The organism is Curtobacterium sp. RM9 (assembly GCF_054956955.1).
Genome location: NZ_JBUDZK010000002.1, coordinates 33521 through 55644, shown reverse-complemented (window position 1 = coordinate 55644; position 22124 = coordinate 33521). Strand labels below are relative to the sequence as shown.

24 protein-coding genes are annotated in these 22124 nt (G+C 66.4%); 11 read left to right on the top strand and 13 right to left on the bottom strand.

What is annotated here, in order from left to right; genetic code table 11:
• Positions 1 to 1101: 1101 nt before the first annotated feature.
• On the bottom strand, positions 1102 to 1764 hold the full coding sequence (locus ACY3FI_RS16960; protein WP_462550459.1) for a GntR family transcriptional regulator: 663 nt from the start codon (positions 1762 to 1764) through the stop codon (positions 1102 to 1104).
• Positions 1765 to 1843: 79 nt separating this feature from the next.
• On the opposite strand from ACY3FI_RS16960, the gene ACY3FI_RS16955 reads away from it, so the two are divergent.
• Entirely contained in the window at positions 1844 to 2383 is a 540-nt protein-coding gene (locus tag ACY3FI_RS16955) for a YbhB/YbcL family Raf kinase inhibitor-like protein (protein ID WP_462550458.1), read from the top strand.
• Between the two features lie 142 nt (positions 2384 to 2525).
• Here ACY3FI_RS16955 and ACY3FI_RS16950 read toward each other — a convergent pair whose 3' ends face one another.
• The 4 genes from ACY3FI_RS16950 to ACY3FI_RS16935 are packed head-to-tail and all read right to left on the bottom strand — an operon-like array spanning position 2526 to position 6261.
• The gene (locus tag ACY3FI_RS16950; RefSeq protein WP_462550457.1) at positions 2526 to 3278 is read right to left on the bottom strand and encodes an SDR family oxidoreductase; all 753 of its coding nucleotides are present in this window, start codon (positions 3276 to 3278) and stop codon (positions 2526 to 2528) included.
• An 11-nt stretch (positions 3279 to 3289) separates the two neighbouring features.
• A complete protein-coding gene (locus ACY3FI_RS16945) occupies positions 3290 to 3970 on the bottom strand; it encodes a flavodoxin (protein WP_462550456.1) in 681 nt (226 codons plus the stop codon).
• 6 nt (positions 3971 to 3976) lie between these two features.
• Entirely contained in the window at positions 3977 to 4822 is an 846-nt protein-coding gene (locus ACY3FI_RS16940) for an aldo/keto reductase (RefSeq protein WP_462550469.1), read from the bottom strand.
• A gap of 35 nt (positions 4823 to 4857) precedes the next feature.
• On the bottom strand, positions 4858 to 6261 hold the full coding sequence (locus tag ACY3FI_RS16935; RefSeq protein WP_462550455.1) for an MFS transporter: 1404 nt from the start codon (positions 6259 to 6261) through the stop codon (positions 4858 to 4860).
• Positions 6262 to 6405: 144 nt separating this feature from the next.
• Here ACY3FI_RS16935 and ACY3FI_RS16930 point away from each other — a divergent pair, with 144 nt between their 5' ends.
• The 3 genes from ACY3FI_RS16930 to ACY3FI_RS16920 all read left to right on the top strand — a co-directional run bounded on the left by ACY3FI_RS16930 (position 6406) and on the right by ACY3FI_RS16920 (position 8846).
• A complete protein-coding gene (locus tag ACY3FI_RS16930; protein ID WP_462550454.1) occupies positions 6406 to 7296 on the top strand; it encodes a helix-turn-helix domain-containing protein in 891 nt (296 codons plus the stop codon).
• A gap of 91 nt (positions 7297 to 7387) precedes the next feature.
• Positions 7388 to 8374, top strand: a complete 987-nt coding sequence (locus ACY3FI_RS16925; RefSeq protein WP_462550453.1) for an aldo/keto reductase — start codon at positions 7388 to 7390, stop codon at positions 8372 to 8374.
• A 37-nt stretch (positions 8375 to 8411) separates the two neighbouring features.
• Positions 8412 to 8846 (top strand): cupin domain-containing protein, encoded by a 435-nt coding sequence (locus ACY3FI_RS16920; RefSeq protein ID WP_462550452.1) that lies wholly within the window; start codon positions 8412 to 8414, stop codon positions 8844 to 8846.
• A 74-nt stretch (positions 8847 to 8920) separates the two neighbouring features.
• On the opposite strand, the gene ACY3FI_RS16915 is transcribed toward ACY3FI_RS16920, so the two are convergent.
• The 5 genes from ACY3FI_RS16915 to ACY3FI_RS16895 all read right to left on the bottom strand — a co-directional run bounded on the left by ACY3FI_RS16915 (position 8921) and on the right by ACY3FI_RS16895 (position 13308).
• Entirely contained in the window at positions 8921 to 9241 is a 321-nt protein-coding gene (locus ACY3FI_RS16915; protein ID WP_462550451.1) for a carboxymuconolactone decarboxylase family protein, read from the bottom strand.
• Positions 9242 to 9381: 140 nt separating this feature from the next.
• The gene (locus tag ACY3FI_RS16910) at positions 9382 to 10473 is read right to left on the bottom strand and encodes an FAD-dependent monooxygenase (protein ID WP_462550450.1); all 1092 of its coding nucleotides are present in this window, start codon (positions 10471 to 10473) and stop codon (positions 9382 to 9384) included.
• A gap of 63 nt (positions 10474 to 10536) precedes the next feature.
• Complete coding sequence (locus ACY3FI_RS16905; protein WP_462550449.1) at positions 10537 to 11289, bottom strand: SDR family oxidoreductase; 753 nt, start codon at positions 11287 to 11289, stop codon at positions 10537 to 10539.
• A 77-nt stretch (positions 11290 to 11366) separates the two neighbouring features.
• A complete protein-coding gene (locus tag ACY3FI_RS16900) occupies positions 11367 to 12347 on the bottom strand; it encodes an aldo/keto reductase (protein ID WP_462550448.1) in 981 nt (326 codons plus the stop codon).
• Between the two features lie 79 nt (positions 12348 to 12426).
• Positions 12427 to 13308, bottom strand: a complete 882-nt coding sequence (locus ACY3FI_RS16895; RefSeq protein ID WP_462550447.1) for an aldo/keto reductase — start codon at positions 13306 to 13308, stop codon at positions 12427 to 12429.
• 125 nt (positions 13309 to 13433) lie between these two features.
• Between ACY3FI_RS16895 and ACY3FI_RS16890 the strand changes: the two genes are divergently transcribed.
• The 3 genes from ACY3FI_RS16890 (at position 13434) to ACY3FI_RS16880 (ending at position 15199) form a co-directional block, all read left to right on the top strand.
• Positions 13434 to 14318: a helix-turn-helix transcriptional regulator gene (locus tag ACY3FI_RS16890; RefSeq protein ID WP_462550446.1), complete on the top strand. Its 885-nt coding sequence runs from the start codon at positions 13434 to 13436 to the stop codon at positions 14316 to 14318.
• Positions 14319 to 14366: 48 nt separating this feature from the next.
• On the top strand, positions 14367 to 14660 hold the full coding sequence (locus tag ACY3FI_RS16885) for an immunity protein CdiI family protein (protein ID WP_462550445.1): 294 nt from the start codon (positions 14367 to 14369) through the stop codon (positions 14658 to 14660).
• A 71-nt stretch (positions 14661 to 14731) separates the two neighbouring features.
• The gene (locus ACY3FI_RS16880; RefSeq protein ID WP_462550444.1) at positions 14732 to 15199 is read left to right on the top strand and encodes a YybH family protein; all 468 of its coding nucleotides are present in this window, start codon (positions 14732 to 14734) and stop codon (positions 15197 to 15199) included.
• Between the two features lie 53 nt (positions 15200 to 15252).
• Here ACY3FI_RS16880 and ACY3FI_RS16875 read toward each other — a convergent pair whose 3' ends face one another.
• Positions 15253 to 15765: a hypothetical protein gene (locus ACY3FI_RS16875; RefSeq protein ID WP_462550443.1), complete on the bottom strand. Its 513-nt coding sequence runs from the start codon at positions 15763 to 15765 to the stop codon at positions 15253 to 15255.
• A complete protein-coding gene (locus ACY3FI_RS16870) occupies positions 15762 to 16364 on the bottom strand; it encodes a recombinase family protein (RefSeq protein ID WP_462550468.1) in 603 nt (200 codons plus the stop codon). Before ACY3FI_RS16870 ends, ACY3FI_RS16875 begins: the two co-directional genes overlap by 4 nt.
• Positions 16365 to 16569: 205 nt before the next feature.
• On the opposite strand from ACY3FI_RS16870, the gene ACY3FI_RS16865 reads away from it, so the two are divergent.
• Positions 16570 to 19185, top strand: a complete 2616-nt coding sequence (locus tag ACY3FI_RS16865) for a TrlF family AAA-like ATPase (RefSeq protein WP_462550442.1) — start codon at positions 16570 to 16572, stop codon at positions 19183 to 19185.
• A gap of 31 nt (positions 19186 to 19216) precedes the next feature.
• Here ACY3FI_RS16865 and ACY3FI_RS16860 read toward each other — a convergent pair whose 3' ends face one another.
• Entirely contained in the window at positions 19217 to 19933 is a 717-nt protein-coding gene (locus tag ACY3FI_RS16860) for a DUF6338 family protein (RefSeq protein ID WP_462550441.1), read from the bottom strand.
• Positions 19934 to 19974: 41 nt separating this feature from the next.
• Between ACY3FI_RS16860 and ACY3FI_RS16855 the strand changes: the two genes are divergently transcribed.
• From ACY3FI_RS16855 to ACY3FI_RS16845, 3 genes are all read left to right on the top strand, one after another.
• Positions 19975 to 20157: a hypothetical protein gene (locus ACY3FI_RS16855; protein ID WP_462550440.1), complete on the top strand. Its 183-nt coding sequence runs from the start codon at positions 19975 to 19977 to the stop codon at positions 20155 to 20157.
• A gap of 200 nt (positions 20158 to 20357) precedes the next feature.
• Positions 20358 to 20975, top strand: coding sequence for a recombinase family protein (locus tag ACY3FI_RS16850; protein ID WP_462550439.1), 618 nt, complete (start codon positions 20358 to 20360; stop codon positions 20973 to 20975).
• Between the two features lie 63 nt (positions 20976 to 21038).
• Complete coding sequence (locus tag ACY3FI_RS16845; protein WP_462550438.1) at positions 21039 to 21959, top strand: hypothetical protein; 921 nt, start codon at positions 21039 to 21041, stop codon at positions 21957 to 21959.
• The last annotated feature ends 165 nt before the right edge of the window (positions 21960 to 22124 follow it).

Genomic DNA, 22124 nt, shown 5'->3' with positions numbered 1-22124 from the left:
CTGATCGCCGCGGTGCTTCTCTGCTCTCCCTGTCGAACGCTGCGCCTCCCTTCTGGCGATCCAGCGACTCATCGGGCTCGTGATCAGGGGTGGCTTCGCCAGCGAGCTCCGCGCCGATGTTGGTGCAACGCTCCTTCCGTTGCGCACGTCAAAACGCGAGTGGGAAGAACCGCCGCTTTTGTTCCGGCACATGGAGCAACAGCAGCCGAGGGAGGACGGCAACCTCGATGCGGACGGTCTCTTGGAACATCCGCTCAGCTTCTCCGGAAGATCTAATCACTTGGGTCACTCTCACTCGAAGCTGGTTGGGAGGCAGTAGGACGACGACTAGCTTCCGGTGGGCGGCCTCGTCGAGATGTCAGCTCGAATAGGTCTGGCAGGCGGCTCTCTTCTGTTCGTAACTGCTCACCGCGTTTGAATCGCAGCCTCAGCCCGGCGTACGTCTGGATACGCGCCGGGTCGACGGACTTCTCGGTCTCGTACTGTGACTCGCTCATGGCGCCTCCTTCAGCGTCGGGGCGCCAGTTTACGGCGTAAGTGCGAGTCCGCTACAGTGCTGCCATGCCGGAGAGACTGCTGTGCTTTTCCAGCTGGTGGCGCTTCCGATGCCAGCTTGTGCGAGGGCACCAGGGGTTGCACACGTCGACGCAGGGCCAGGACCAGGCGACGTTGGAAGATGCGGCTTCCGGCCCATACTTTTTCGACTCGGCCTTCAGTTCGGCGAACGATCTGCGCACGTGTCTTCCACGCAAATCGACCGTGAACTGTGCTGCTGCCAGTCCGGTTTGAGCTTGCTCCTGAGCGTCGGGTTCACACGCACGTGAACTCAGCGCGGGTGGTGCTGCAGGTCCCGTCGACAGCGCCACCCGCGCCTCAGAGTCCTGCAGAACGGCGCACCTCGTCAGAGCGCGCCACTCGTTCGTGGACAACGTCGGACGGGACATCAGTATCCGGCAGGAACACACCGCCGGAGGCAGCTCCGGTTCCAGGCGCAGAAGCACCGACCGCTTCCGCCGCAGCCGGGGGTCAGCTTGTCCGGATCGAGTCCGCTTCGTCGGGATCGGGCGTCTCGATAGCCGATCGACTTCCGGACGGATTTGGTCAGGGGTCTTGGAACAGCGCGGTCGCGGTGCGTGTCAGGTGGTTGGTGAGGAGTGATGCCGCTCGATCGGCGTTCCGCTCGAGGCATGCCTGTTCGAGGTCGAGGTGCTCCTGCGCACCGTTGCGTCCTGGCTCCACCTCGCCTGACCATCGACGGATCACTTCGCTCGAGTCCCATAGTCGCTCGAACGTCTCGAGCAGGATCGTATTGCCGCATCCGGACAGCAGCGTCGCGTGGAAGCCGTGATGCGCATCAGCCCAGGCGTCTGACACTCGGCCTGTCACCTCGTCCATGACTGGGGTCCGCGACAGTGCATGGTGGCTCGCGCGCACACTTGCTTCCCATCGGAGGTCGCCTCGCTCGATCGCGAGCCGCAGCGCCTGAGGCTCGAGGACGAGCCGGGACTCGACGACATCCCGCCACCGCTGCGCGTTCGCAGCAGGAACGGTAAAGCCCCGGTTCGGGAGCCGATCGACCAGACCTTCACCGACGAGACGCAGAAGCGCTTCCCGTACGACCGCGAGGCTCACGGTGAACGACGCCGCCAGCTCCGCGGGACGCAGCGGCTGCGTCGGCCGGTAGTTCCCCTGGAGGATGCCGGTCCGGAGCGCGGCATACACCTGCTGCGAGCGAGACGTCACGGGTGGCTGGAACGAGTACATACTATGAGCATACCTGTCGATAATCGATTATGTGTATTGTGATCGATCGCACGCACCACGCCTCGCTGATTGGACCCTCATGCACACCAACGACCCGTTCGCCCGACTGCCCGAAGCCGCGACCTTCACGGTCACTAGCCCGTCCGTTGGAGACGGCCAGGAGCTGCCGTCGATGCACCTTTCGGCAGGACTGCCCGGAGGCCGAGACAGGTCTCCGGAGCTGACGTGGTCAGGTGCGCCCACGGGGACGCAGAGCTATGCGGTGACGATGTACGACCCTGATGCTCCGACCGGATCAGGGTTCTGGCACTGGGCAGTCGCCAACATCCCTGCCGACACCAACCACCTGCCAGAAGGGGCGGGTTCCGTCGACAGTGCGGCTCTCCCGAGCGCTTCGTACCAGATGCCGAACGACGCACGAGTGCCGGGATTCCTCGGAGCCGCTCCGCCCGCCGGACACGGCCCGCACCGCTACTTCATCACCGTCCACGCTCTGGACATCGCGGACATCGCGGTCCCAGTCGACGGCACTCCCGCCTACCTCGGCTTCGTGATGTCGGGCCACACTCTCGGCCGCGCAACACTCATCGCCACCGCAGAAACCCCGGCCGGGAACTGATGATTCCAAGGGGAGCGTCTAGCCAGACTCGGCGCTCCCCTGCAGGGCTGTCGAGCGTCCGATAGCGGATGGCCTACCGGACGGCGTGACGCAGAGCGGGAGCATCACTGAGAGTGCCGGTGGGGCCGCGGGCCTCGGATGGTCAGTGGCGGCGGGCTCCGTCGAGATCTGCACGAACGTTGGCTGGCTCTGCGGAGAGCGGCAAGTTCGCCGTGTCCCCGGCGCCGTCGAGAGTGTCGTCGGGGTCGGCCGGGATGGCGTCGAACACCGGCGCGAGGTCGTCCTGCTCGGGTCCATGGTCGGCGACAAGCTCGAACGTCTTCCGCAGGGCGGTGGGGGTGGTGAGGCTTTCGACGAGGACGCGGGCGATCTCGTGTCGGGCGATGACACCGCCTGCAGGCGTGCCGCTTTGGTGAGTGTCGCCCTGGCGGGGCGCGATTTGGAGTTGGTCGTCGTCGTTGTAGTCGAACCAGCCGGGTCGGACGATCGTGTAGTCGTTGCCGCTGGCGCGGACGAGTCGCTCACCGCGCCGCTTCCACTGGGAGCTGTCGCGGAGAGCGGTGACTCCGATGGTGGTCATCAACGCGATGCGGACGGGCCGGCCATCGAGGGCGTCGAGGACGTTCCACACGGCGCCGTAGTTGACGGCTTCGGCGTTGCTGTTGTCGCCGTGCGTGAAGATCACCGCGTCGATCTCGGCGACGGCGTCGCGGAGGGTGGATGCGTCGGTGAGGTCGCCGAGGACGATCTCAGCACCTTGGGCGAGGCCCTGCGCACGGTGCTTCTTCCGTGCGAGAGCGCGGGTTCGGTGGCCGGCGTCGATGGCGGTCTGGACGACGTGGCGTCCGACGCCGCCAGTGGCGCCGACGACGAGGACAGTGAGCTGGTCGGTCATGGCGGTGCCTTTCAGGCCAAGCCGGCGGCGCGGAGCCATCGGTCAACGTCGGAGCCGGCGGAGGTGTCGCGGACCTCTTCACCGCGGACGGCGAGACCGTCGTGGAACCGGGCTCCGGTGTTCAGCTCGCGGTAGAACGATGCGGTACTCCCGAGGCCGCTGACGGCGTAGGTGACGAACGGGTACACGTCCTTGCCGCGGAGGCCGGCGTTCTCCGCGAAGGTCGCCATGATCATCGGCGGCTGCACGTTCCAGATGGGACTGCCCAGCAGGACCCGCCCGTACTGGCTGAGGTCGGGGAGGGGCCTTGCGATCGCGGGGCGAGCGTCGCTGTTCTGCTCGTCGACGTTCCGCGAGACGGTGGGATCGTACCGGTCCGAGTACGCCTCGGCGGCTTCGATCCGGTACACGTCGCAGTCGATGCCGTCGCGGATCAAGTTCGCGAGGACCTCGGTGTTACCGACGTCGAGGGTGCGGCGGCCGCCGTTCCAGTAGTTCTCCCCCGCGCGGGAGAAGTACACCAGCAGCGTCGCGGCGGAGGCACTTCGTGCGGGGGTGCTGGGTGTGATCATGGTGCGGCTCTCACGGTCGGGGGTGGTGCAGGCGGCCAGCAGCCCCGCCGCGGCTGCGCTGATCGCACCGGCCGCGGCGGTCCGCAGGAGCTGCCTGCGGGTGGGCTGCTGGCTAGTCATGACGGCTTACGCCTCGGCGCGACCGGTGAGCCAGCGCACCATGTCGGGGTCGACGTGGGAGAAGAACTGGGACTCGCCGGCTTCGAGCTCGGCGATCTTCGCCATCTGCTCGTCGGTGAGCTCGAAGTCGACGACGTCGAGGTTCTGCTGCATCCGCTCGGGCTTGACGGACTTCGACACGACCACGACGCCGCGCTGGACGAGCCAGCGGAGCACGACCTGCGCGACGGACTTGCCGTGCGCGTCACCGATCTCGGACAACACCGGGTTGGAGAAGAGGTCGTTCTTGCCTTCCGCGAACGGTGCCCAGGCCTCGAGCTGAACGCCCTCGCCCTGGAGCAGTTCCTGGTAGTCGGCCTGCTGGTGGAAGGGGTTGGTCTCCATCTGGTTCACCGCGGGCACGACGTCAGCGAACGCGATGAGGTCCACGATGCGGTCCGGGCCGAAGTTCGAGACACCGATGGCGCTGGCCCGACCGTCCTTGTGGGCCTGCTCCAGAGCGCGCCACTCGCCGTAGATGTCACCGAGTGGCTGGTGGATCAGGAACAGGTCCACGGAGTCCAGGCCGAGCTTCTGCAGCGACGTCGTGATCGCCTCGCGGGCGCCTTCCTCGCCGCGCCGCTGGATCCACAGCTTCGTGGTGATGAACAGTTCCTCGCGGGCAACGCCGCTCGCGGCGATGCCGCGGCCGACTGCTTCCTCGTTGCCGTAGGAGGCGGCGGTGTCGATGAGGCGGTAGCCAGCCGTGATCGCGTCGACGACGGCCTGCTCGGTGTCCTCGGCGGGGATCTGGAAGACGCCGAAGCCGAGCTGCGGCATCGCCGCGCCGGTGTTCAAGGTGACAGTGGGGATCGTGCTCATGAGGGGTTCCCTTTCTCGAAGCGGAGTCAGTGCTGCGCCGACGGGCTGTCGGTGCGGCGGAGGACGAAGACGGCGCCGATCGCGGTGATGACCACGAGGGCGGCGATGACGAGGTAGTCGACGCGCAACCCGGTGAGGAACACGGCGCTGGCGTTGACGATGGAGCCGAACACGGCGACGCCGAGTGAACCACCGAGCTGGCGGGACGTGTTCAGCACGCCGCTGGCGGTGCCGGCGAGGTGTGCAGGGGCGACGTCGAGCACCAACGCCGCGATCGGGGGGACGGTGAACCCGCCGCCGACACCGACGACCGCCATCAGCGCGGCGACAGCCCACACGGGTGCATCGCCGGGCAGGAGGACCAGTCCGACCAGGCCGGCGGCCATGCCGATCAGGCCGATGACGACGGGGAAGACGTGCCCGAACCGGGCGGCGATCTTCGACACCTGCGAGTTCGTGATCGCGGTGATCCCCGTCATCGGCAGGAACAGCAGCCCGGCCATCAGCGCGGATGCGCCACGGAACTGCTGGAAGTAGAGGCTCTGCAGGAACACCAACGCGTAGAAACCGGCCATCGAGATGAACGCGACACCGAGCGCGACGCTGAGGCTGCGGGATCGGAACAGCGCCAGCGGCACCATCGGGTGGGTGCTCCGCGACTGCACCCACACGAACGCCGCCAGCGCGACGACGGCGAAGGTGAAGCCACCGAGGACGAGGGGCTGGGTGAAGCCGATGTCGCCGCCCTCGATGCACGCGAACGTCAGTGCGGCGAGGCCGATGATCGCGGTGACCTGCCCCGGCACGTCGAACCGGGCGCGGCGGCGAGGGGACGGTGCCACCACCCGGAGCGCCAGGAGCGCGGCGACTCCCACGGGGATGTTGAGGAAGAAGATGATCCGCCAGTCGACCGCGGCGAGCAGGCCCCCGACGATCGGGCCGGCGGCCGCGGCGACGGACCCGCCGACAGCCCACATGCCGATCGCGTGAGCACGCTGCCGGGCGTCGTGGAACGCTTCCCGGATCAGGGACAGCGACGTGGGGGTGACCATCGCTGCGCCGACGCCCTGCACGAGGCGGGCGATGATGAGCACCGGCAGGGACGGTGCGAACCCGCACGCCACCGACGCGGCGACGAAGAGGACCATGCCCCACCCGTAGGTGGCGCGGCTGCCGATCCGGTCGGCGACGGTGCCGCCGAAGAGCAGCAGCGCGGAGAACATCAGCGTGTAGCCGCTGACGATCCACTGCAGATCCGACAGGGTGCCGCCGAGGGCTCCACGGATCGCGGGGAGGGCGACGTTGGTGACCTGCGCGTCGAGGGTGACGACCGCGAAGCCGAGCATCGCGGCGATCAGCGCCGCACGCTTCACAGCCGGCGTCAGTTCCACCGGAACGATCGGCGTGGAATCGGTGTGCACCGTGGTCATGGCTTCTTCCGAGGTGTCGTGTCCGCAGCGGTCGCTGCCGGTGAACCCATGCAACAGCGGTCCCGGAGCGGGGACCAGGCAGCGCCGTACGGTGTACTGGCAGTGTCTGTCTCCTCCGCGAGGCCCCGGCCTACGCTGACCGGCATGGACACCGGGACAGAAGCCAGCGACTTCCTCCGCACCCGCCGTGCCCGGATCACTCCCGAGGCCGTCGGGCTCACCGCATCCGCGACCGGGCGCCGCGTGAAGGGGCTGCGCCGGGAAGAGGTCGCGATCCTCGCCGGGGTCAGCGCCGAGTACTACAACCGGATGGAACGCGGCAAGCTCGCCGGCGTCTCCGAGTCCGTCCTCTACGCAGTCGCCCGCGCCCTCCAGCTCGACGAGTCCGAAGAGCAGCACCTGTTCGACCTCGCCCGCGCCGCGAACGCCGAGAACGCCCTCACCCGTCCCGCCCCGAAGCGCACCCCCGCCAAGTACCGAGCCAGCGTTCGCGCGCAGCGGCTCCTCGACGGAATGAGCGACCTGCCCGCCTACGCCCGGAACGGCCGCACCGACATCATCGCGATGAACCAGCTCGGCGCCGCCCTCATGCCGGGGCTGCGCCCGACAGGGAAGGAGCCGGCGAACATCGCCCGGTACATCTTCCTCGACCCCTCGTCGCAGGAGTTCTACGCCGACTGGGAACGCGTCGCCCGGGACATGGTCGCCGCGTTCCGCATCGAAGCCGGCCGCACCCCCTTCGACCGGGCCCTCACCGACCTCATCGGCGAGCTGACCACCCGCAGCACCCCGTTCCGCACCTGGTGGGCGTCGCACAACGTCCGCTTGCACACCAGCTCCACCAAGAGGCTGCACAACCCCACGGTCGGCGAGGTCGAAGTCACCGGCGAAGCGCTCACGCTCGCCAGCGAACCGGACATCACGATCATCACCTACGTCACCGAACCGGCCTCCGTGTCCGAGGAACGCCTCCGCGTCCTCGCGAGCTGGGCTGCCAGCAACACCACGACCGCAGTGACCACCAAGACCGAGTGACAGCGGTGGGCTCGCCCACCGCTCGCCGCATCCGCTCGACGGCCCGGCAGGACCTGCCGCTCATCGACGCGTCCATCGAAAGGACCCACCCGTGAAGTACACCCGCCTCGGCAACTCCGGACTGCAGGTCAGCAGCATCGCGCTCGGCTGCATGAGCTTCGGCGACCCCGCCAGCGGCCACCTACAGTGGTCCCTCCCCGAGGACGACGCGCTGCCCTACTTCCGGCAGGCACTCGACCTCGGCATCACCTTCTGGGACACCGCCAACGTCTACTCCTACGGCGACTCCGAGCGGATCGTCGGTGAAGCGATCCGACAGTTCACCAACCGCGACGAGATCGTCCTCGCCACCAAGGCGCACTTCTCCGACAAGCCCGGCACCGGGCCGGGCCTGCACGTCGCCGGCCTGTCGCGGAAGGCGATCATGCAGCAGATCGACGCATCTCTGACGCGGCTCGGCACCGACTACGTCGACCTGTACCAGATCCACCGCTTCGACCCGGAGACCCCGATCGAGGAGACGATGGAAGCCCTGCACGACGTCGTCAGGGCCGGCAAGGCCCGCTACCTCGGCGCGTCCGCGATGTGGACGTGGCAGTTCGCCAACATGCAGCACGCCGCGGACCTGCACGGCTGGACCCGGTTCGTGTCGATGCAGGACCAGTACTCCCTGCTGTACCGGGAGGAAGAGCGTGAGATGTTCGGTCTCCTCGCCGACCAGGGCGTCGGCAGCATCCCCTACAGCCCCCTCGCGAAGGGCCGCGTAGCCCGCCCCGCTGGCGAGCAGACCAAGCGCTCCTCCGACGACCCGGTCGGGAACGGCTTCTTCGCCGACACCGAACGCGACCGTCCGGTCATCGACGCCGTGCAGAAGATCGCTGAGGCCCGGAACGTGCCGATGGCGCAGATCGCGATGGCATGGGTCCTCAACAACCCGGTCGTGAGCGCACCCATCATCGGCGCCACCAAGCCCCACCACCTCGACGACGCGGCCGCGGCGGTCGACATTGACCTCACTACGGACGAGGTCACCGCCCTGGAGGAGCACTACACGGTCCGTCCCGCCGGCGGGTTCTGACCCATACCCGCTAGGTACGACCTGAAGGAGTAACCGTATGTCCAACATACCGTTCGATCAGCCCTTCCCCCTCGGGAAACCCAATGAGGCTCTCGCCGAGTACTTCACCGCCCGGAGCTGGGTCGCGCCCCTGACCGACGGACCGCTTACCGTCTCCAACGTCTCATTCGAGCCGGGCTGTCGCAACAACTGGCACATCCACCACGGCGGCGATGGTGGTGGTGACCAGATCCTGCTGTGCACCGCCGGATCCGGCTGGTATCAGGCAGACGGATCCGAACCGGTCAGCATGACCCCGGGTACCACCGTCCGCGTCCCGGCCGGCACGAAGCACTGGCACGGTGCGAAGGCGCACTCCTGGTTCTCCCACCTCGCCTTCATCACCCCCGGACCCGACGTCAGCAACGAATGGCTCGAACCCGTCGCCGATGACACTTACAACGCCCTGCCACTAGGAGACGACGCCCGCTAATGCGCGTAGCGGTCCACTGGCCGTGATGAGAGCGGCCCCGAACCTGCGGGGCCGCTCTTGGTCATCGGATCGGGTCAGCGGGCGTTGAGGACGTCCTGGAGCACGGTGGCGGCGGTCATCCCCGCGGGCCATCCGGCGTAGAACGCAAGGTGAGTGGCAACTTCCGCGAGTTCCTCCGCGGTCAAGCCGTTGTCCAGAGCGAGTTCAAGGTGCGACCGGAGCTGATCGGTTCGCCCGGAAGTCGTCAGCGCAGCGACCGTGATCAGGCTCCGGTCGCGGGGCGATAGACCTGGTCGGGTCCAGACATCTCCGAATAGCACCTCGTCCGTGAGTTCAGCCAGCTTCGGTGCGACCTCCCCCACTAGCTGCTGCGCTCTGCTTTTCTCCTGGGCCATGCGGATGCTCCTGTTCCCACCCGTGTTGGGCGCTCGTTCCGGACGCTACCCACTGGTGAGGAGCCGAAGAAGGCACAAGCAGTACACGTCTCGGCGACGCAGCGATCAAGCTCGGCACGGATTTGTCGCCGTGACCGCCGCTACGCTGCGGCGCGGAATCGGCGGCTGAAGTGTTGGCCGGACAGCACTGTGTCGCGCGCGGCCATCAGTCGTTGTTGCGCGTAAGAGTCCAGAGCTCTGGGGGCGTCCAACCAGCCGTCGTTCAGTGTGGGGTCAGCGACGATGGCCGCGGCGAGGGTCTCGGCGTCGTGGAGGGCCTCGGTGAATCCACTCCCGGTCATGGGAGTTGCAACGTGGGCGGCGTCGCCCACGATCGCGAGGCGGCCGTGGGAGAGCACGTCGGGGACGTACTCGCTGATGGGGGTCCCGATCACTCGGCCCGCGTCGAGGCTCGCCTGCATGAGGTCGGTCCAGGTCGAGGACCAGCGTCCCCGGCCGAGTCGGGCAAGGGACTGGCCAAGGTCGGCCGGGACTTCGCTTACGGCCACGGAGTGGTGCACGATGCCATCGCGGACGTGACCGCCACGGGTGAGGAGGTCGTTGTGGGTGTTGTCGTACACGGCCCATCCGACGGTCCGGTGCCGCCGGCGGCGGTCACCATCTTCGCCGGGGAAGCTGCCGCCGAGGAGCATGGCGGTGTCGTCGCCGAGGAAGGCATTGCGGTCGAAGGTGCGGTGTCCACGAAGCTGGTCGGGGAGGTTGCGTTCTTCGATGGTCGCGATCCACACGAGGTAGCCGGCGAATGCGGCGTGTCGGTGGTGGGGGGCGACCGCGGCGCGCACGACGCTTCTGTGCCCGTCCGCGCCGATGACGATATCGGCCCGGTACACGGCCCCGCTGTCGGTCACTACCCACGAGGACGTGTTGTCCTGGTCGGCTGTGATGGCGCGCGCCTGGTGGATGACAGTGACCCCTGGGTCGTGGTGGACGGCGGCGTAGAGAGCGGTGAAGATCGTGTGCCAGGAGTGCATGCCACCGGACAAAGTCGTCGGTACCCGCGGTGTCCCGGGGGCGAGGCCCCAACCGGTGACGCGCTCCACGAGCCCGTCGGAGACGAAGATCCCGCCGCCTCTGCTGCGGTCGGGGCCGCTGCGTTCGAGGAGGGTGACGTGAACACCGACGCGGGAGAGCGTCAGCGCTGTCATGAGGCCTGCGAGGGAGCCGCCGACCACGATTGCAGTCGGGGCATTAATGGGGGACGTGGTCGTGACCTTCCTCAGGGGCGGTGTCGGGGTTCAATGCTCAGCGGCGGCGTCGAGATCATGGCGGATGTGCTGGGGTTCGTCCGTGAAGGGCATCGTGTCTCGGTCGTGGACGCCATCGATAGCGCCGGGCTGGTCGGGGTCCAGGGCGGCGAACACGGAGCCGAGGTCGTCTTGCTCGGGGCCGTGCTCGGCGACGAGTTCGAGGGTTCGATCGCGAGCCTCAACGTTTGTGAGGCTGTCGATGAGGACGCGGGCGATCTGCCGGCGGGCGATCGCACCGTCATCCGGTGACCCGGTCCACCGGGTATCGCCCTGGCGCATGACGATGCACAGCTGGTCGGCATCGTTGTAGTCGAACCAGCCAGGTCGGACGATCGTGTACTCGTTGCCGCTGGCACGGACGAGGCGTTCACCGCGTCGCTTCCAGTCGGTCATGTCATTGCGGACCGTGACACCGATCGACGTCATCAACGCGATCCGGACGGCTTTGCCGTCGAGGGCGGCGAGGACGTTGCGGACCGCGCCGTAGTTCACGGCCTCACCATCGGAGCTGCCGTGAGTAAACACCACCGCGTCGATACCGGCGACCGCGTCGCGGAGGGAGGACGCATCGGTCAGGTCACCAATGACGACCTCGGCAGCAGGGTCGAGGCGGCGGGCGCGACGAGCGGACCGGGCAAGGGCACGGGTGGTGTGGCCGGCGGCAACGGAGTACGCCACGACGTGCTGACCGACGCTCCCGGTGGAGCCGACGACGAGGACGGTGAGGGGTGCGTTGGTCATAGGGATTCCTGTTCAGGGGTGAGGCCAGCGGCACGGAGCCGCCAGCCTCACGGGTGGGATGGTGCCTGCTCGATCGATCAGAAGAAGGTCGGTTCGCGGGGCGTGTAGGGCCCCTCGAGCGCCGAAATCTCGTCATCGGTGAGCGTCACCTCGAGCGCTGCGACGGCGTCGGTGAGGTGCTTATCCTTCGTTGCTCCGATGATCGGGGAAGTGATCACGGGGTTCTTCATGACCCACGCCAGAGCGACCGTCGCCATGGACACACCACGGTCAGTAGCGATGGCCTCGACGGCGTCGACGATGGCCTTGTCGGACTCGAGGAACAGGGGCCGGCCGAACTGGTCGACGGTCGGGTACGACTTGGCGCGGGTGGTGCTCTTATCACCCCAAGGCCGGGCGACGATGCCCCCGCCGAGGGGGCTCCACGTCAAGCTCCCCACGCCCTGGTCGGCGAGCAGACCCTGCATCTCGCGCTCCTCTTCGCGCTGGACGAGGTTGTACTGGTCCTGCATCGACACGAACGGCGTCCACCCGTTCAGCTGCGCGGCGGTCTGCATCTTGGCGAACTGCCATGCCCACATGCTCGACGCGCCCAGGTAGCGGACCTTCCCCGCCTTGACGACGTCATGGAGGGCTTCCATCGTCTCCTCGACGGGAACCTCGGGGTCGAAGCGGTGGATCTGCATCAGGTCGACGTAGTCGGTGCCGAGCCGGGTGAGCGATGCGTCGACTTGCTCGATGATCGCCTTGCGGGACAGGCCGCCGCCGCCGGGGTTCTGTGACATGGGCCAGTAGATCTTGGTGGCCAAGACGATCTCATCCCGGTTGGAGTACTGGCGGATGGCGCGGCCGACTATCTCCTCGGAGGTGCCCATGCCGTAGACGTTGGCGGTATCCCAGGTGGTGATGCCGAGTTCGACGGCCTTGCGGAACAGCGGGGCGGCGCCGTCTTCGCCAAGGGACCAGTCGGCCATCGGGTTCGGGTCACTGAAGCTCATGCAGCCGAGCGTGATGCGGCTGACCTTCAGGCCGGAGGTGCCGAGGCGGGTGTATTCCATTGCGGTTGTCCTGTCAGACGGTGAAGCGGAAAGGGATGCGGGCCGGTGGGGCGGCTGTGGGCCGCCCCACCGGGGAAGGTCAGGCCTCGGGGATCTCGAAGGCGTAGGCCTCGCGGGTGATCGACTCGACCGGCGGGCCGCTGCGGACACCAGTGTCGAGGGCGTCGATTGCGGCGAGCTCGTCGGCGCTGAGTTCGAAGTCGAAGACGTCGAAGTTCTCGGCGATGCGGGCGGCCTTGGTCGACTTCGGGATCGCGGAGCGACCCTCCTGGACGTGCCAGCGGAGCATGACCTGCGCCGGCGACTTGGCGTGCTCGGCCGCGATCTCGCCGAGGGTGGTGTTCTCGAGGGCACTGTTCTGGCCGGGCACGTAGGTGGTGATCCCGCCGATGGGCGACCACGCCTGCGTCAGGATGCCGTGCTGGGCGTGGAGGGCCTGGAGGTCCTTCTGCTGGAAGTAGGGGTGCAGTTCGATCTGGTTCACGGCCGGGACGACGGTCGTCTCGGCCAGAAGCTTCTCGAGCAGCTCGGTGGTGAAGTTGCTGACGCCGATCGCGCGGATCTTCCCATCAGCGAGCAGCTGCTCGAGGGCCTTGTAGGCGGCGATGGTGAGGTCGAACTCGGACGGGAGCGGCTGATGCAGGATGACGAGGTCGATGGTGTCGACGCCGAGCTTCGCGGCGCTCTTCTCGAACGCGTGCAGCGTGGCGTCGTAGCCGTAGTCGCTGATCCAGATCTTCGTCTCGATGAACACCTCCTCGCGGGGCACGCCGGAGGTGCGGATGCCCTTGCCGACCTGGGCCTCGTTGCCGTACGCGGCGGCGGTGTCGATGTGGCGGTAGCCGATGCGAAGCGCCTCCGCGACGGCTGTGACGGTGTCCTCGGGCGGGGTCTGGAAGACGCCGAGACCGATCGCGGGGATCTCGACGCCGTTGTTCAGGGTGATGGTCGTGTTGGTCATACTTCGACGGTACGAGCCGAACCCGTTGAGGTGAGAGTCACCAGCATTCGCCCCCAGTCTCCGCGGTTTGGGGGCGAACAGCAGTGACTCCCAGCGGGCGATGTTGCTCGGCTAACGTCGGCTGCATGGACAGCCAGAACGACGTGCAGCAGTTCCTCACCGCCCTGCGCGCACGCCTCACCCCGGAAAAGGCTGGACTCACCGTCTTCGGCGGCGAACGCCGCGTCCCCGGGCTCCGCCGGGAAGAAGTTGCCCAGCTCGCCGGGGTCAGCACCGCGTACTACACGCGCATGGAGCGCGGAGATCTCAGTGGCGTGTCCGAAAGTGTTCTGTTCGCCCTCGTCCGTGCCCTGCAACTTGACGAGGCTGAGACGGCGCACCTGTTCGACCTCGCCCATGCCACGACCGGCGTCCGACGCCAGGGCCGCGCCAAGCCGCCCGCCCGGGTGTCTCCCCTCGTCGCGCAGCTACTTGACACCATGGGCGACGTCCCCGCAGTCGCCATGAATCGGATCACGAGCCCCGCCGGGTCCAACGCCCTCGGACGCGCCCTGCTGCCCGATCTGTTCCCCACAGACGGAACACCGTTGAACAGCGCCCGCTACCTGTTCCTCGATGAACGGGCGCAGGACTTCTACATCGACTGGGAGAACAGCGCGCGCGAAGCCGTCTCCGCGTTACGTCTACTCGCCGGCCAAGACCCCACCGACAAGGCCCTGATGGGACTCGTCGGCGAGCTCGCCACCCGCAGCTCCGACTTCCGCACCTGGTGGGGCGGACACACCGTCCGCACCCACGCCACCGGCACCAAGCGGATCAACCACCCCGTCGTCGGCGAGATGACACTCTCCTACGAAACACTGACCCTGCCATCAAGCGACGGAGTCGTCATCGCCGCCTACCTCGCCGAACCAGGCTCATCCTCCGCCGACGCGTTGAACATGCTCCGCAGCTGGGCCGCCCAACCCGCACAAGCTACAGACGCCGCCGGCCGCACACCGTCTCGGTAGACGATCGGCTATCGGACAGCGTCTCGGCTCCTGTGGGATCCTGCCGATATGCGCTACCGGCTGATGAACGAGTACAGCGTCGACTGGCCGCTGTGGGACGACGATGGCCCTTGCAACGCCGGAACACCGTCCTTCTCGCCACAGCTTGAGCACGAGATCCTCGAGTGGGCCCGCGACTTCACCGAGAACTACGGCATCGAAAGCGGCTGGCCCACTGAAGCGGCTGCCCGCTCCCATGAACGCCAAGGACGTCGTCTGCTGCTGCTCGTCGAACGAGAGCTACCGGAGGGAGACGACGTGGTGCTCGGCTACTGGGAGACCAACAAGCGCAAGGGGTTGTAGACCCCGGAGCCGTCCGGTCAGGCATCCTCGACCGGGCGTATTCAGGATGCAGTCGCTCATACACTCGCACGATGACCCCTTTGCTTGATGAGCCGACCTGGCACCAGCCGTCGACGAAGCCTGCCAGCGACGTCAATAGATCGGCTGTGCAGCGGTGGCTCGATGCCTACGTCGCCGCGTGGAAGTCGTACGACCCTGACGACATCGCCGAGCTATGGTCCGAGGACGCTGTGTGGCACTACCCGTTCGAGATCCGCGCGACGGGCCGGGACGCGATCGTTGCGGAGTGGATGGCGGAACGTGACGCCTTCGTCGGGGAACGGTTCGATGCCCGCTACCGCCCGGTGAGCCTTGACGGGGACACCGCTGTCACGCACGGACGCACCGTCTTCTACGCGGACGAGGGTGACGAAGTGGCGACTGCCTACGACAACATCTGGTTCCTCCGCTTTGGCAGGGACGGTCGATGCTCCGAGTTCCACGAGTGGTACGCGGGCCGCCCAGAGGACGAACCCGATCGAGCCGTCCCCCAGCGTTAGGCCGGACCACTCAAACGCGAGGTATCGAAGGCAGCCGTCTCGATAGCCGATGGTCAACCGGACGCACGGCTAGAGCGAGCCCGACCCAGCGCACGCACGAGACGACGAAGCTCTGGTCGGACGGCAGGGGTCGCCGGATGAGGAACAGGTTCGGAGAGTGCTTGCTCGTAGGCGGCAAGCCACACGACTGCTCGCAACTGGTTCCGGTTCCCGAGCACGGCATGCCGCACCGAAGGCATGATCAGCAGGATCGCGAAGGCCGCCAAGACAAGAGCTGCAATCGCGAACGCGACTGTCCCCGCCCATCCACTCGAACTAAGTGCTGCGGATCCCACAGGGATCCGGGCCAGCATCACGGCGAGGATCGTGACCGTCGCTGCTTGCAGCGTAAGGACGAGCGTTGTCTCTTGGTCGGCAGCGCGAGAGCGGAGCTCTGCGAGGACCAGCAGCTGGACGGCATCGCCATCACGCACGAACGCGTCGAGCTTCTCGCGAGTGACAACGGTGTCGTCGTGAAGGTGCCGAGCAACCTCAGGCCGGTCGCTCAGTTCAGGTCGCTTCTTCACGACGCCTCACCCGACTTCCGACGCCGCCCTGCGAGAGGTTCGCTGTCTCGGCGAAGCGCTCGATACACAGTGGTGCGACTGACGCCGAGGACGTCACCGATTTGCGCCACGGTCATGTCTTGCTGCTCGTAGAGGCGACGCGCGGTGCGGACCTGGTCCGGCGAGAGACGCGGAGGGCGACCACCAGTGCGTCCTCGAGCACGGGCCGCGGCGAGGCCGGCATGCGTGCGCTCACGGATCAGGTCCCGTTCAAACTCAGCCAGTGCGGCGAAGACGTGGAACACGAGTCGACCGCCAGGCGAGGTGGTGTCGATGGTCTCCTGCAGTGACCGGAAACCGACACCCCGCTCCCCCAGCGCCTGGAGCTGGTCAATGAGGTGCCGGATCGAGCGGCCCAGGCGATCAAGACGCCAGACGACCAGCGTGTCGCCCGGGCGGAGCTGATCGAGGAGCTTTGTCAGCTCGGGACGGTGCTCGAGAGAGCCGGACATCGTGTCAACCCACACCCGATAACAACCAGCCGCGTTCAACGCATCAAGTTGCAGCGATGCATCTTGATCGGTCGTCGACACTCGCGCATACCCAAGGAGCTCTCCCATGCTCAAGAACGTAACGGAACTCGTCACGCATGCACGGTAGCGACTCATAGAAACCGGCACTGAGTATCGCTACAAGAATCGCCGGTCGAGCACCCTTCGCTGACCCGGCCTCGCCTCGTGTGCCACAAACGGTCGTATTCGTACAGTCCCTATTTGTCGGCGACACGCGGTATCTTCCTGAGCATTGCCCACGTCAGGAGCTTCTGTGTCAGAGTCGACCGCCGCGCCCATCGGTGCCCACTGGATCCGCGCCGCGCTCCAGGTCAACCCCTTCTCCTATGACGGGCGCAACGCTCCTTCGAACTTCTTCGACAGCGAAGCCGACTACAACGAAGCCCTTCTCGCTGAGTGTGTGTCGCTCGGCATATCGCTCATCGCAGTCACTGACCACTGGAAGGTGGACTCCGCCGCGGGCCTCATCGATGCAGCGAAGGAGAAGGGCATCGTTGCGCTTCCTGGGTTTGAAGCCAACTCCTCCGAGGGCGTCCACATCCTGGTGATCTTCGATGCCGACGCAGACTTCTCCTCCATCAACGCTTCCATCGGGCGATGCGGCGTCATGCCGGGTTGCGCAAACGGAACCCCCGGGGACCCGTACGCACAGATCATGCAGAAGATGAGCGAAGACGATGCGCTCGTCATCCCGGCGCATGCCAATGTGAAGCCCGCCGGACTCCTCACCACTCGCTCGGGCCAGCCCCTTGCGGCGATGATCCAAGCACCCGACCTCCACGCGATCGGCATCACACCGACCGCCGAGCACACACGCGACCAGACTGCGGTGATCGACGGAACTGGGATCTTTGCGCGCCCCCATCCTCTCGCCGTCATTCACGCGGACGATGTCATGGGTCCCCGCCAGCTTCGAACCGAAGGGGCGAGCTCCTGGTTCAAGGTCAGCGCACCCACGCTCCGCAGTCTCAAGCTCGCGGTGCGAACCCCCGCCACAAGAATCTCAGTGACCGATCCCACGATTCAGCCGCGCACGAGAATCAAGAGCGTCTCGTGGACTGGCGGCTACCTCGGCGGCGTAACCGTGCCGATCTCTGAGGACCTGACCGCACTCATCGGAGGTCGCGGCGCCGGCAAGTCAACGATCATCGAGAGCATCCGTCACGCGCTTGCACTCGAGCCGATCACCCCTCAGGTGAAGGCGGATCACAAGAGCATCGTCTCATCGGTTCTCCACGGAGGCACGATCATCCGAGTCGAGATTGAAGCGGTCAACCCGCTCCCGAAGCGTTTCACGATCGAACGCGAGATCCCCCACCCGCCTGTTGTCCTCGACGCTGCGGGAACGCGGACCAACCTGTCACCCGTTGAAGTCCTCGGACCGGTGGAGATTTTCGGCCAGCACGAGCTTGCGGAGTTGTCGGGCAGCACCGAACGCGTCGCCGAGTTGGTTCGCAGGTTCAACGGAGAACTCGGCGACGACGCCGACATGCTACGCACGCTCCAGTCGTTGCGGACGAACCGCGAGGACCTTATTCGTGCCCAAGACGCTCTCGACGCTCTCGACGCTGAGCTGGCCCGCACACCCGGGCTGAGCGAACAGGTGGCCCACTACGAAACGACAGACGTGCCAACGAAGCTCGCTGGCCAACAACGACTCGGACAAGACGCAGCCCTGTTCTCGGAAGGTGCCCGCCGAGTCGACGCAGTCGACGTGGCCCGCAGCGGCTTGACCCAAGCGCACGCACTGCGGGACCTTGCCGCGCCCCTTGCCGACGTCGAAGACGCACCCCAACGTCAGCATTTGAACCGTGTGGTGCAAGCAGTCACCCAGTTGCAGGTCCGCATGGACGAGTTGCTCAACGAGATGTCAGCCGCCGTGTCGACGTCACGTGATGAGATCGCAGCCGCCCGTCTCGCTTGGGAAACGGTCACGGAGGATGAGAAGGCGTCGTACGGCGAAGTCATGCGTGAACTACACGAGCGCAACCTCGACCCCGACACCTTCGTCACTATCAAGGACGAGCTCGACAAGCTACTGACGGCCGAACCACGCCGGGCCGCTCAGCAGAAGGACCTCGAGAAGCTCCTGTCCACGCGTGAAGCTCTGCTTGTCGAACTTCGCAGCCATGAGACACAACGAACCGAGCGACTCCACGCCGCGATCGGCGCCGCGAACGCAGCCACCGGCGGCGTCGTGGTGGCGCGTCCCACGGCTACGACCGAACGCAGCCACGTTCTCAACGTCATCAAGCCCTACATCGCCACACAGCGCACGCAGATCTCTGCTGCCATCAACGCCGACTCCTTCTCACCGCGAGCCCTCGCAGCAGCCATCCGCGGTGGGACCGAGGCGCTCAACGCGCTCGACATTCGCGGAGCTCAAGCAGCCGCACTCGTCGCCGCAGGCGAACGGCTTGCCCGCGAGCTCGACGAGCTACGCATTGAACTGGCCGTCGAAGTGCTGCTCCAAGTCAACGGCACCGGGCTCCGATCGATGGACCAGCTCTCAAAGGGACAGCGGGCCACCGCACTGCTCCTCCTGCTGCTCGCCGCATCCAACGCTCCCCTGATCATCGACCAGCCGGAAGATGACCTGGACAACAATTTCGTCTACCGAGGCGTGGTCACCAAGCTGCGCGCGCTCAAGGGCAAGCGCCAGATCATCGCCAGCACCCACAATGCGAACGTCCCCGTCCTCGGTGACGCCGAACTCATCGTCGCCCTCGAGAGCGACGGCACTCACGGTCGCCCCTCGACCGGCGGCATCGGCTCACTTGACGACGCGGCCATCCGCGGACTTGCCGAGAACATCCTCGAGGGTGGTCCAGCCGCTTTCAACGCTCGTCAGCACCTCTATGGCTTCTGACTGGGGCGGGCTGGCAGCACAAGGTCTGGGGTCAAGAAGTGGCGGGTGTACTCGCTGAATCCGACCCGTCGGCCTGTGCCGGTTCGGCCGGCAGCTTGTATACCGCCTGGAGCAGCTCGATCTCCCCGGCCTCGATCATCACGTAGTCGGTCTCAGTGAGGGCGACGGGATGCTCGATGCCGGCAGGGCGGTACTGCGGACGGGTCAACGTCAAGGTTCGATGAGGGTGCGGGTCCGGATCGTTGTCAAACGTGTGCAGGGTCCCGCTCACCCAACCACCGCTCTTGAGGACCACCGCGACTTCGACGAAGACCGTCTGGTCCCCCGGCTTGGCGTCGAAGAGAGCCTTCCATCCGGACGTGTCTCGAGGAACGGGCGAGTTCCACAGGAACTTCAGGCCGTGTTCGTGCGCCCACTGGGTCCCCGCCGCGTACCCGAAGGCAGTTGCAACGCCGGCCACCACGACGAGAGCCACGATGCTTAAGAGCAGATTCTGCCGGGCCCAAGTGAAGTCCCCATCGAGCGTCTCGTGGATCCGGGTTCCGAGATCCGTCCACCAACGAGCAGCGATCACGACCAACAAGGCGGTCACCGCGTCGCAAATCGCGCTGACGAACACGAGCGACGCCGTCTCACGAAGCACCGACCGCTTCACCGCTGGTTGGTGGCCTTCGCGGGCGAAAATGAACGCGATCCCGGGGAACAGGGCGAACACGTAGAACGCGATCCCGAGCAGGCTTGTAGGCAAGATGACCCTCCGCGAGCAATAATGCTGCAAGGAGGTGGCACATGGCGAAAGCGACCAACGGCAGGTCGAGCATGACCAACAAGCCGTCCAGGACCGGTGCGGCGAATGACCGACGCATCATCGAGCATGGCATCCAGCCTGCTCAGATGCAGTACCACCCGGCCCTGCGACCGGCGACAGCCCAGATTCAGGCGCCTCCAGCTCCGGCGCCGAAGAACGGCTGATCAATCACAAGCCGAACCGCAGTCAGTGACCTACAGAACGCCCACCCGACCTACGCCGGGTGGGCGTTCTGTCTGAGCCATCGTCATCCGGGACCGGTCGACGCCAGCAACGGGCCCGCGCAAGCACTGAGCACTACGCGTCTCATATAGGTAGTCCGAAATAGGTTCCGGTGACGGTGCCCTATGCGAGACTCCTCGCTATGAACGATGGATGGGTGCTCGGCTACGCCCGCGTCTCGACCGACAAGCAGGATCTCAGCGCTCAGACCGACGCCCTCGCGGCGCTCGGCGTGCCAGAGGATCGCGTGTTCAGCGACAAGGGCATGACCGGCACCAAGCGCGACCGCCCCGGCCTCAGGTCCGCATTGGCCGCCTGCAGGCCGGGAGACACCCTCGTCGTCACGAAGCTCGACCGGCTCGCGCGATCCCTCCGAGACGCGACGGACATCGCCTCGGAGCTCACGAGCAAGGGCGTCCGCCTCAACCTCGGCGGCTCCGTGTACGACCCCACCGATCCCGTCGGACGGTTGCTCTTCAACGTGCTCGGGATGGTCGCGGAGTTCGAGTCCGATCTCATCCGGGCTCGGACACGCGAGGGGATGGCCACGGCGAAGGTGCGGGGCAAGCTCAAGGGGCGCAAGCCGAAGCTCTCCCCCGCGCAGGAACGCCACCTCGTCGCGCTACACCGCGCCGGCGACCACTCGATCGCCGAACTTGTCGAGCTGTTCGGCATCGGCCGCGCCACGGTCTATCGAGCCCTCGACCGTCATCCCGTCGAGACAGCCCCTGATCTCGCTCTCCCCCGTGTCGACAAGTAGCAAGCAATAGCATTTACTATCACCTGCTAGCAACAGCTAGCCGCTCACAACGGAGGCCTGGCGATGGTGCGAATAGTCGGGCCGAGCGGCAACGAGGCCGATGCCAACGAACGACTGAACTGGCAGATGCAGGTCCTCCGGTCGATGGTCGCGCACGATGACCGGACGGGTACCCCCGATATCGCTCGTCCGGGTTCAGAGCTGGCCGAGGATGACCGAAGCACGGCGCCCTTCCATACGTCTCACTTGGTGCACTACGCCCTCAACGTCGCTAGCGACGCACTCCGGACGACCCTGATTCTCATGGACGATGGCGCGGGTATTCGAATGCCGATCATCGGTCTCTACCCACTCCTCCGCACCGTCATCGAAGGATCCGCGCTTGCGACCTGGCTCGTCGCCCCTCCCGATCGGTTCGAGCGGGTGAGACGCACCCTCGACACTCGCCTCTCCGACGTCCTCCACGATGACAAAGCCGTCATCGTCGCGGCAACGATCGAACCGTCCGATGGTGCGCGCGATCGATCCGACAAGTCAAAGACTCTCCGCGGTAACGCCAGTCACGTCCGCCTGCAGAAGCGGCGTCTTCGTGAACATGCTGCCCGCGTGGGAGTGCCGCTCGATCCGTCCGGTCGGCCGGGGTTCGGCCCCATGCTGGAAGCGATCGCCCCAGTGATCGGCATGAGCGTCGGAGAAGTCCGAGGCGTCTGGCACTTCGTTTCAGGACTCACGCACCCGTCGCTATCGCGTGCTATCAGCATGGCGGACGTCGAGCTCAGGGGGCCGCGACTTGACGACGGAACCACGCCGGCGACCATGTCAGCGAATCTCACCACGGTGAATATGGCGATCGACGCAGCACTGCTCGGCTACAAGACGGCGCTCGAGGTGGTCGGTCACCGTGGGGGCCGAAGGGATCTCACGTGGGCAGACACCGCCCTACCCGCGCCGCCGGCTTTCCGTCGAGTGTGGAACGACCGATGAAGAGTGGTGCCCCCGGATTGGGCCGGGGGCACCGGGCTGGCGGGCACGAGGGACGCCAGCAGCAAAACGATACCGACACCACCCGGACAGCCAATAGCCCCTGGTATCGCGTGATATCAGGGGCTATCGGAGGATTGCTAGCAATAGCATCGACTAGCAGCAGCT

Bases quoted from the DNA above. Each gene is read 5' to 3' on its own strand.
- ACY3FI_RS16960 (WP_462550459.1), bottom strand. From the start codon at position 1,764: ATGTACTCGTTCCAGCCACCCGTGACGTCTCGCTCGCAGCAGGTGTAT.
- ACY3FI_RS16955 (WP_462550458.1), top strand. From the start codon at position 1,844: ATGCACACCAACGACCCGTTCGCCCGACTGCCCGAAGCCGCGACCTTC.
- ACY3FI_RS16950 (WP_462550457.1), bottom strand. From the start codon at position 3,278: ATGACCGACCAGCTCACTGTCCTCGTCGTCGGCGCCACTGGCGGCGTC.
- ACY3FI_RS16945 (WP_462550456.1), bottom strand. From the start codon at position 3,970: ATGACTAGCCAGCAGCCCACCCGCAGGCAGCTCCTGCGGACCGCCGCG.
- ACY3FI_RS16935 (WP_462550455.1), bottom strand. From the start codon at position 6,261: ATGACCACGGTGCACACCGATTCCACGCCGATCGTTCCGGTGGAACTG.
- ACY3FI_RS16930 (WP_462550454.1), top strand. From the start codon at position 6,406: ATGGACACCGGGACAGAAGCCAGCGACTTCCTCCGCACCCGCCGTGCC.
- ACY3FI_RS16920 (WP_462550452.1), top strand. From the start codon at position 8,412: ATGTCCAACATACCGTTCGATCAGCCCTTCCCCCTCGGGAAACCCAAT.
- ACY3FI_RS16915 (WP_462550451.1), bottom strand. From the start codon at position 9,241: ATGGCCCAGGAGAAAAGCAGAGCGCAGCAGCTAGTGGGGGAGGTCGCA.
- ACY3FI_RS16905 (WP_462550449.1), bottom strand. From the start codon at position 11,289: ATGACCAACGCACCCCTCACCGTCCTCGTCGTCGGCTCCACCGGGAGC.
- ACY3FI_RS16900 (WP_462550448.1), bottom strand. From the start codon at position 12,347: ATGGAATACACCCGCCTCGGCACCTCCGGCCTGAAGGTCAGCCGCATC.
- ACY3FI_RS16895 (WP_462550447.1), bottom strand. From the start codon at position 13,308: ATGACCAACACGACCATCACCCTGAACAACGGCGTCGAGATCCCCGCG.
- ACY3FI_RS16890 (WP_462550446.1), top strand. From the start codon at position 13,434: ATGGACAGCCAGAACGACGTGCAGCAGTTCCTCACCGCCCTGCGCGCA.
- ACY3FI_RS16885 (WP_462550445.1), top strand. From the start codon at position 14,367: ATGCGCTACCGGCTGATGAACGAGTACAGCGTCGACTGGCCGCTGTGG.
- ACY3FI_RS16880 (WP_462550444.1), top strand. From the start codon at position 14,732: ATGACCCCTTTGCTTGATGAGCCGACCTGGCACCAGCCGTCGACGAAG.
- ACY3FI_RS16870 (WP_462550468.1), bottom strand. From the start codon at position 16,364: ATGGGAGAGCTCCTTGGGTATGCGCGAGTGTCGACGACCGATCAAGAT.
- ACY3FI_RS16855 (WP_462550440.1), top strand. From the start codon at position 19,975: ATGGCGAAAGCGACCAACGGCAGGTCGAGCATGACCAACAAGCCGTCC.
- ACY3FI_RS16850 (WP_462550439.1), top strand. From the start codon at position 20,358: ATGAACGATGGATGGGTGCTCGGCTACGCCCGCGTCTCGACCGACAAG.
- ACY3FI_RS16845 (WP_462550438.1), top strand. From the start codon at position 21,039: ATGGTGCGAATAGTCGGGCCGAGCGGCAACGAGGCCGATGCCAACGAA.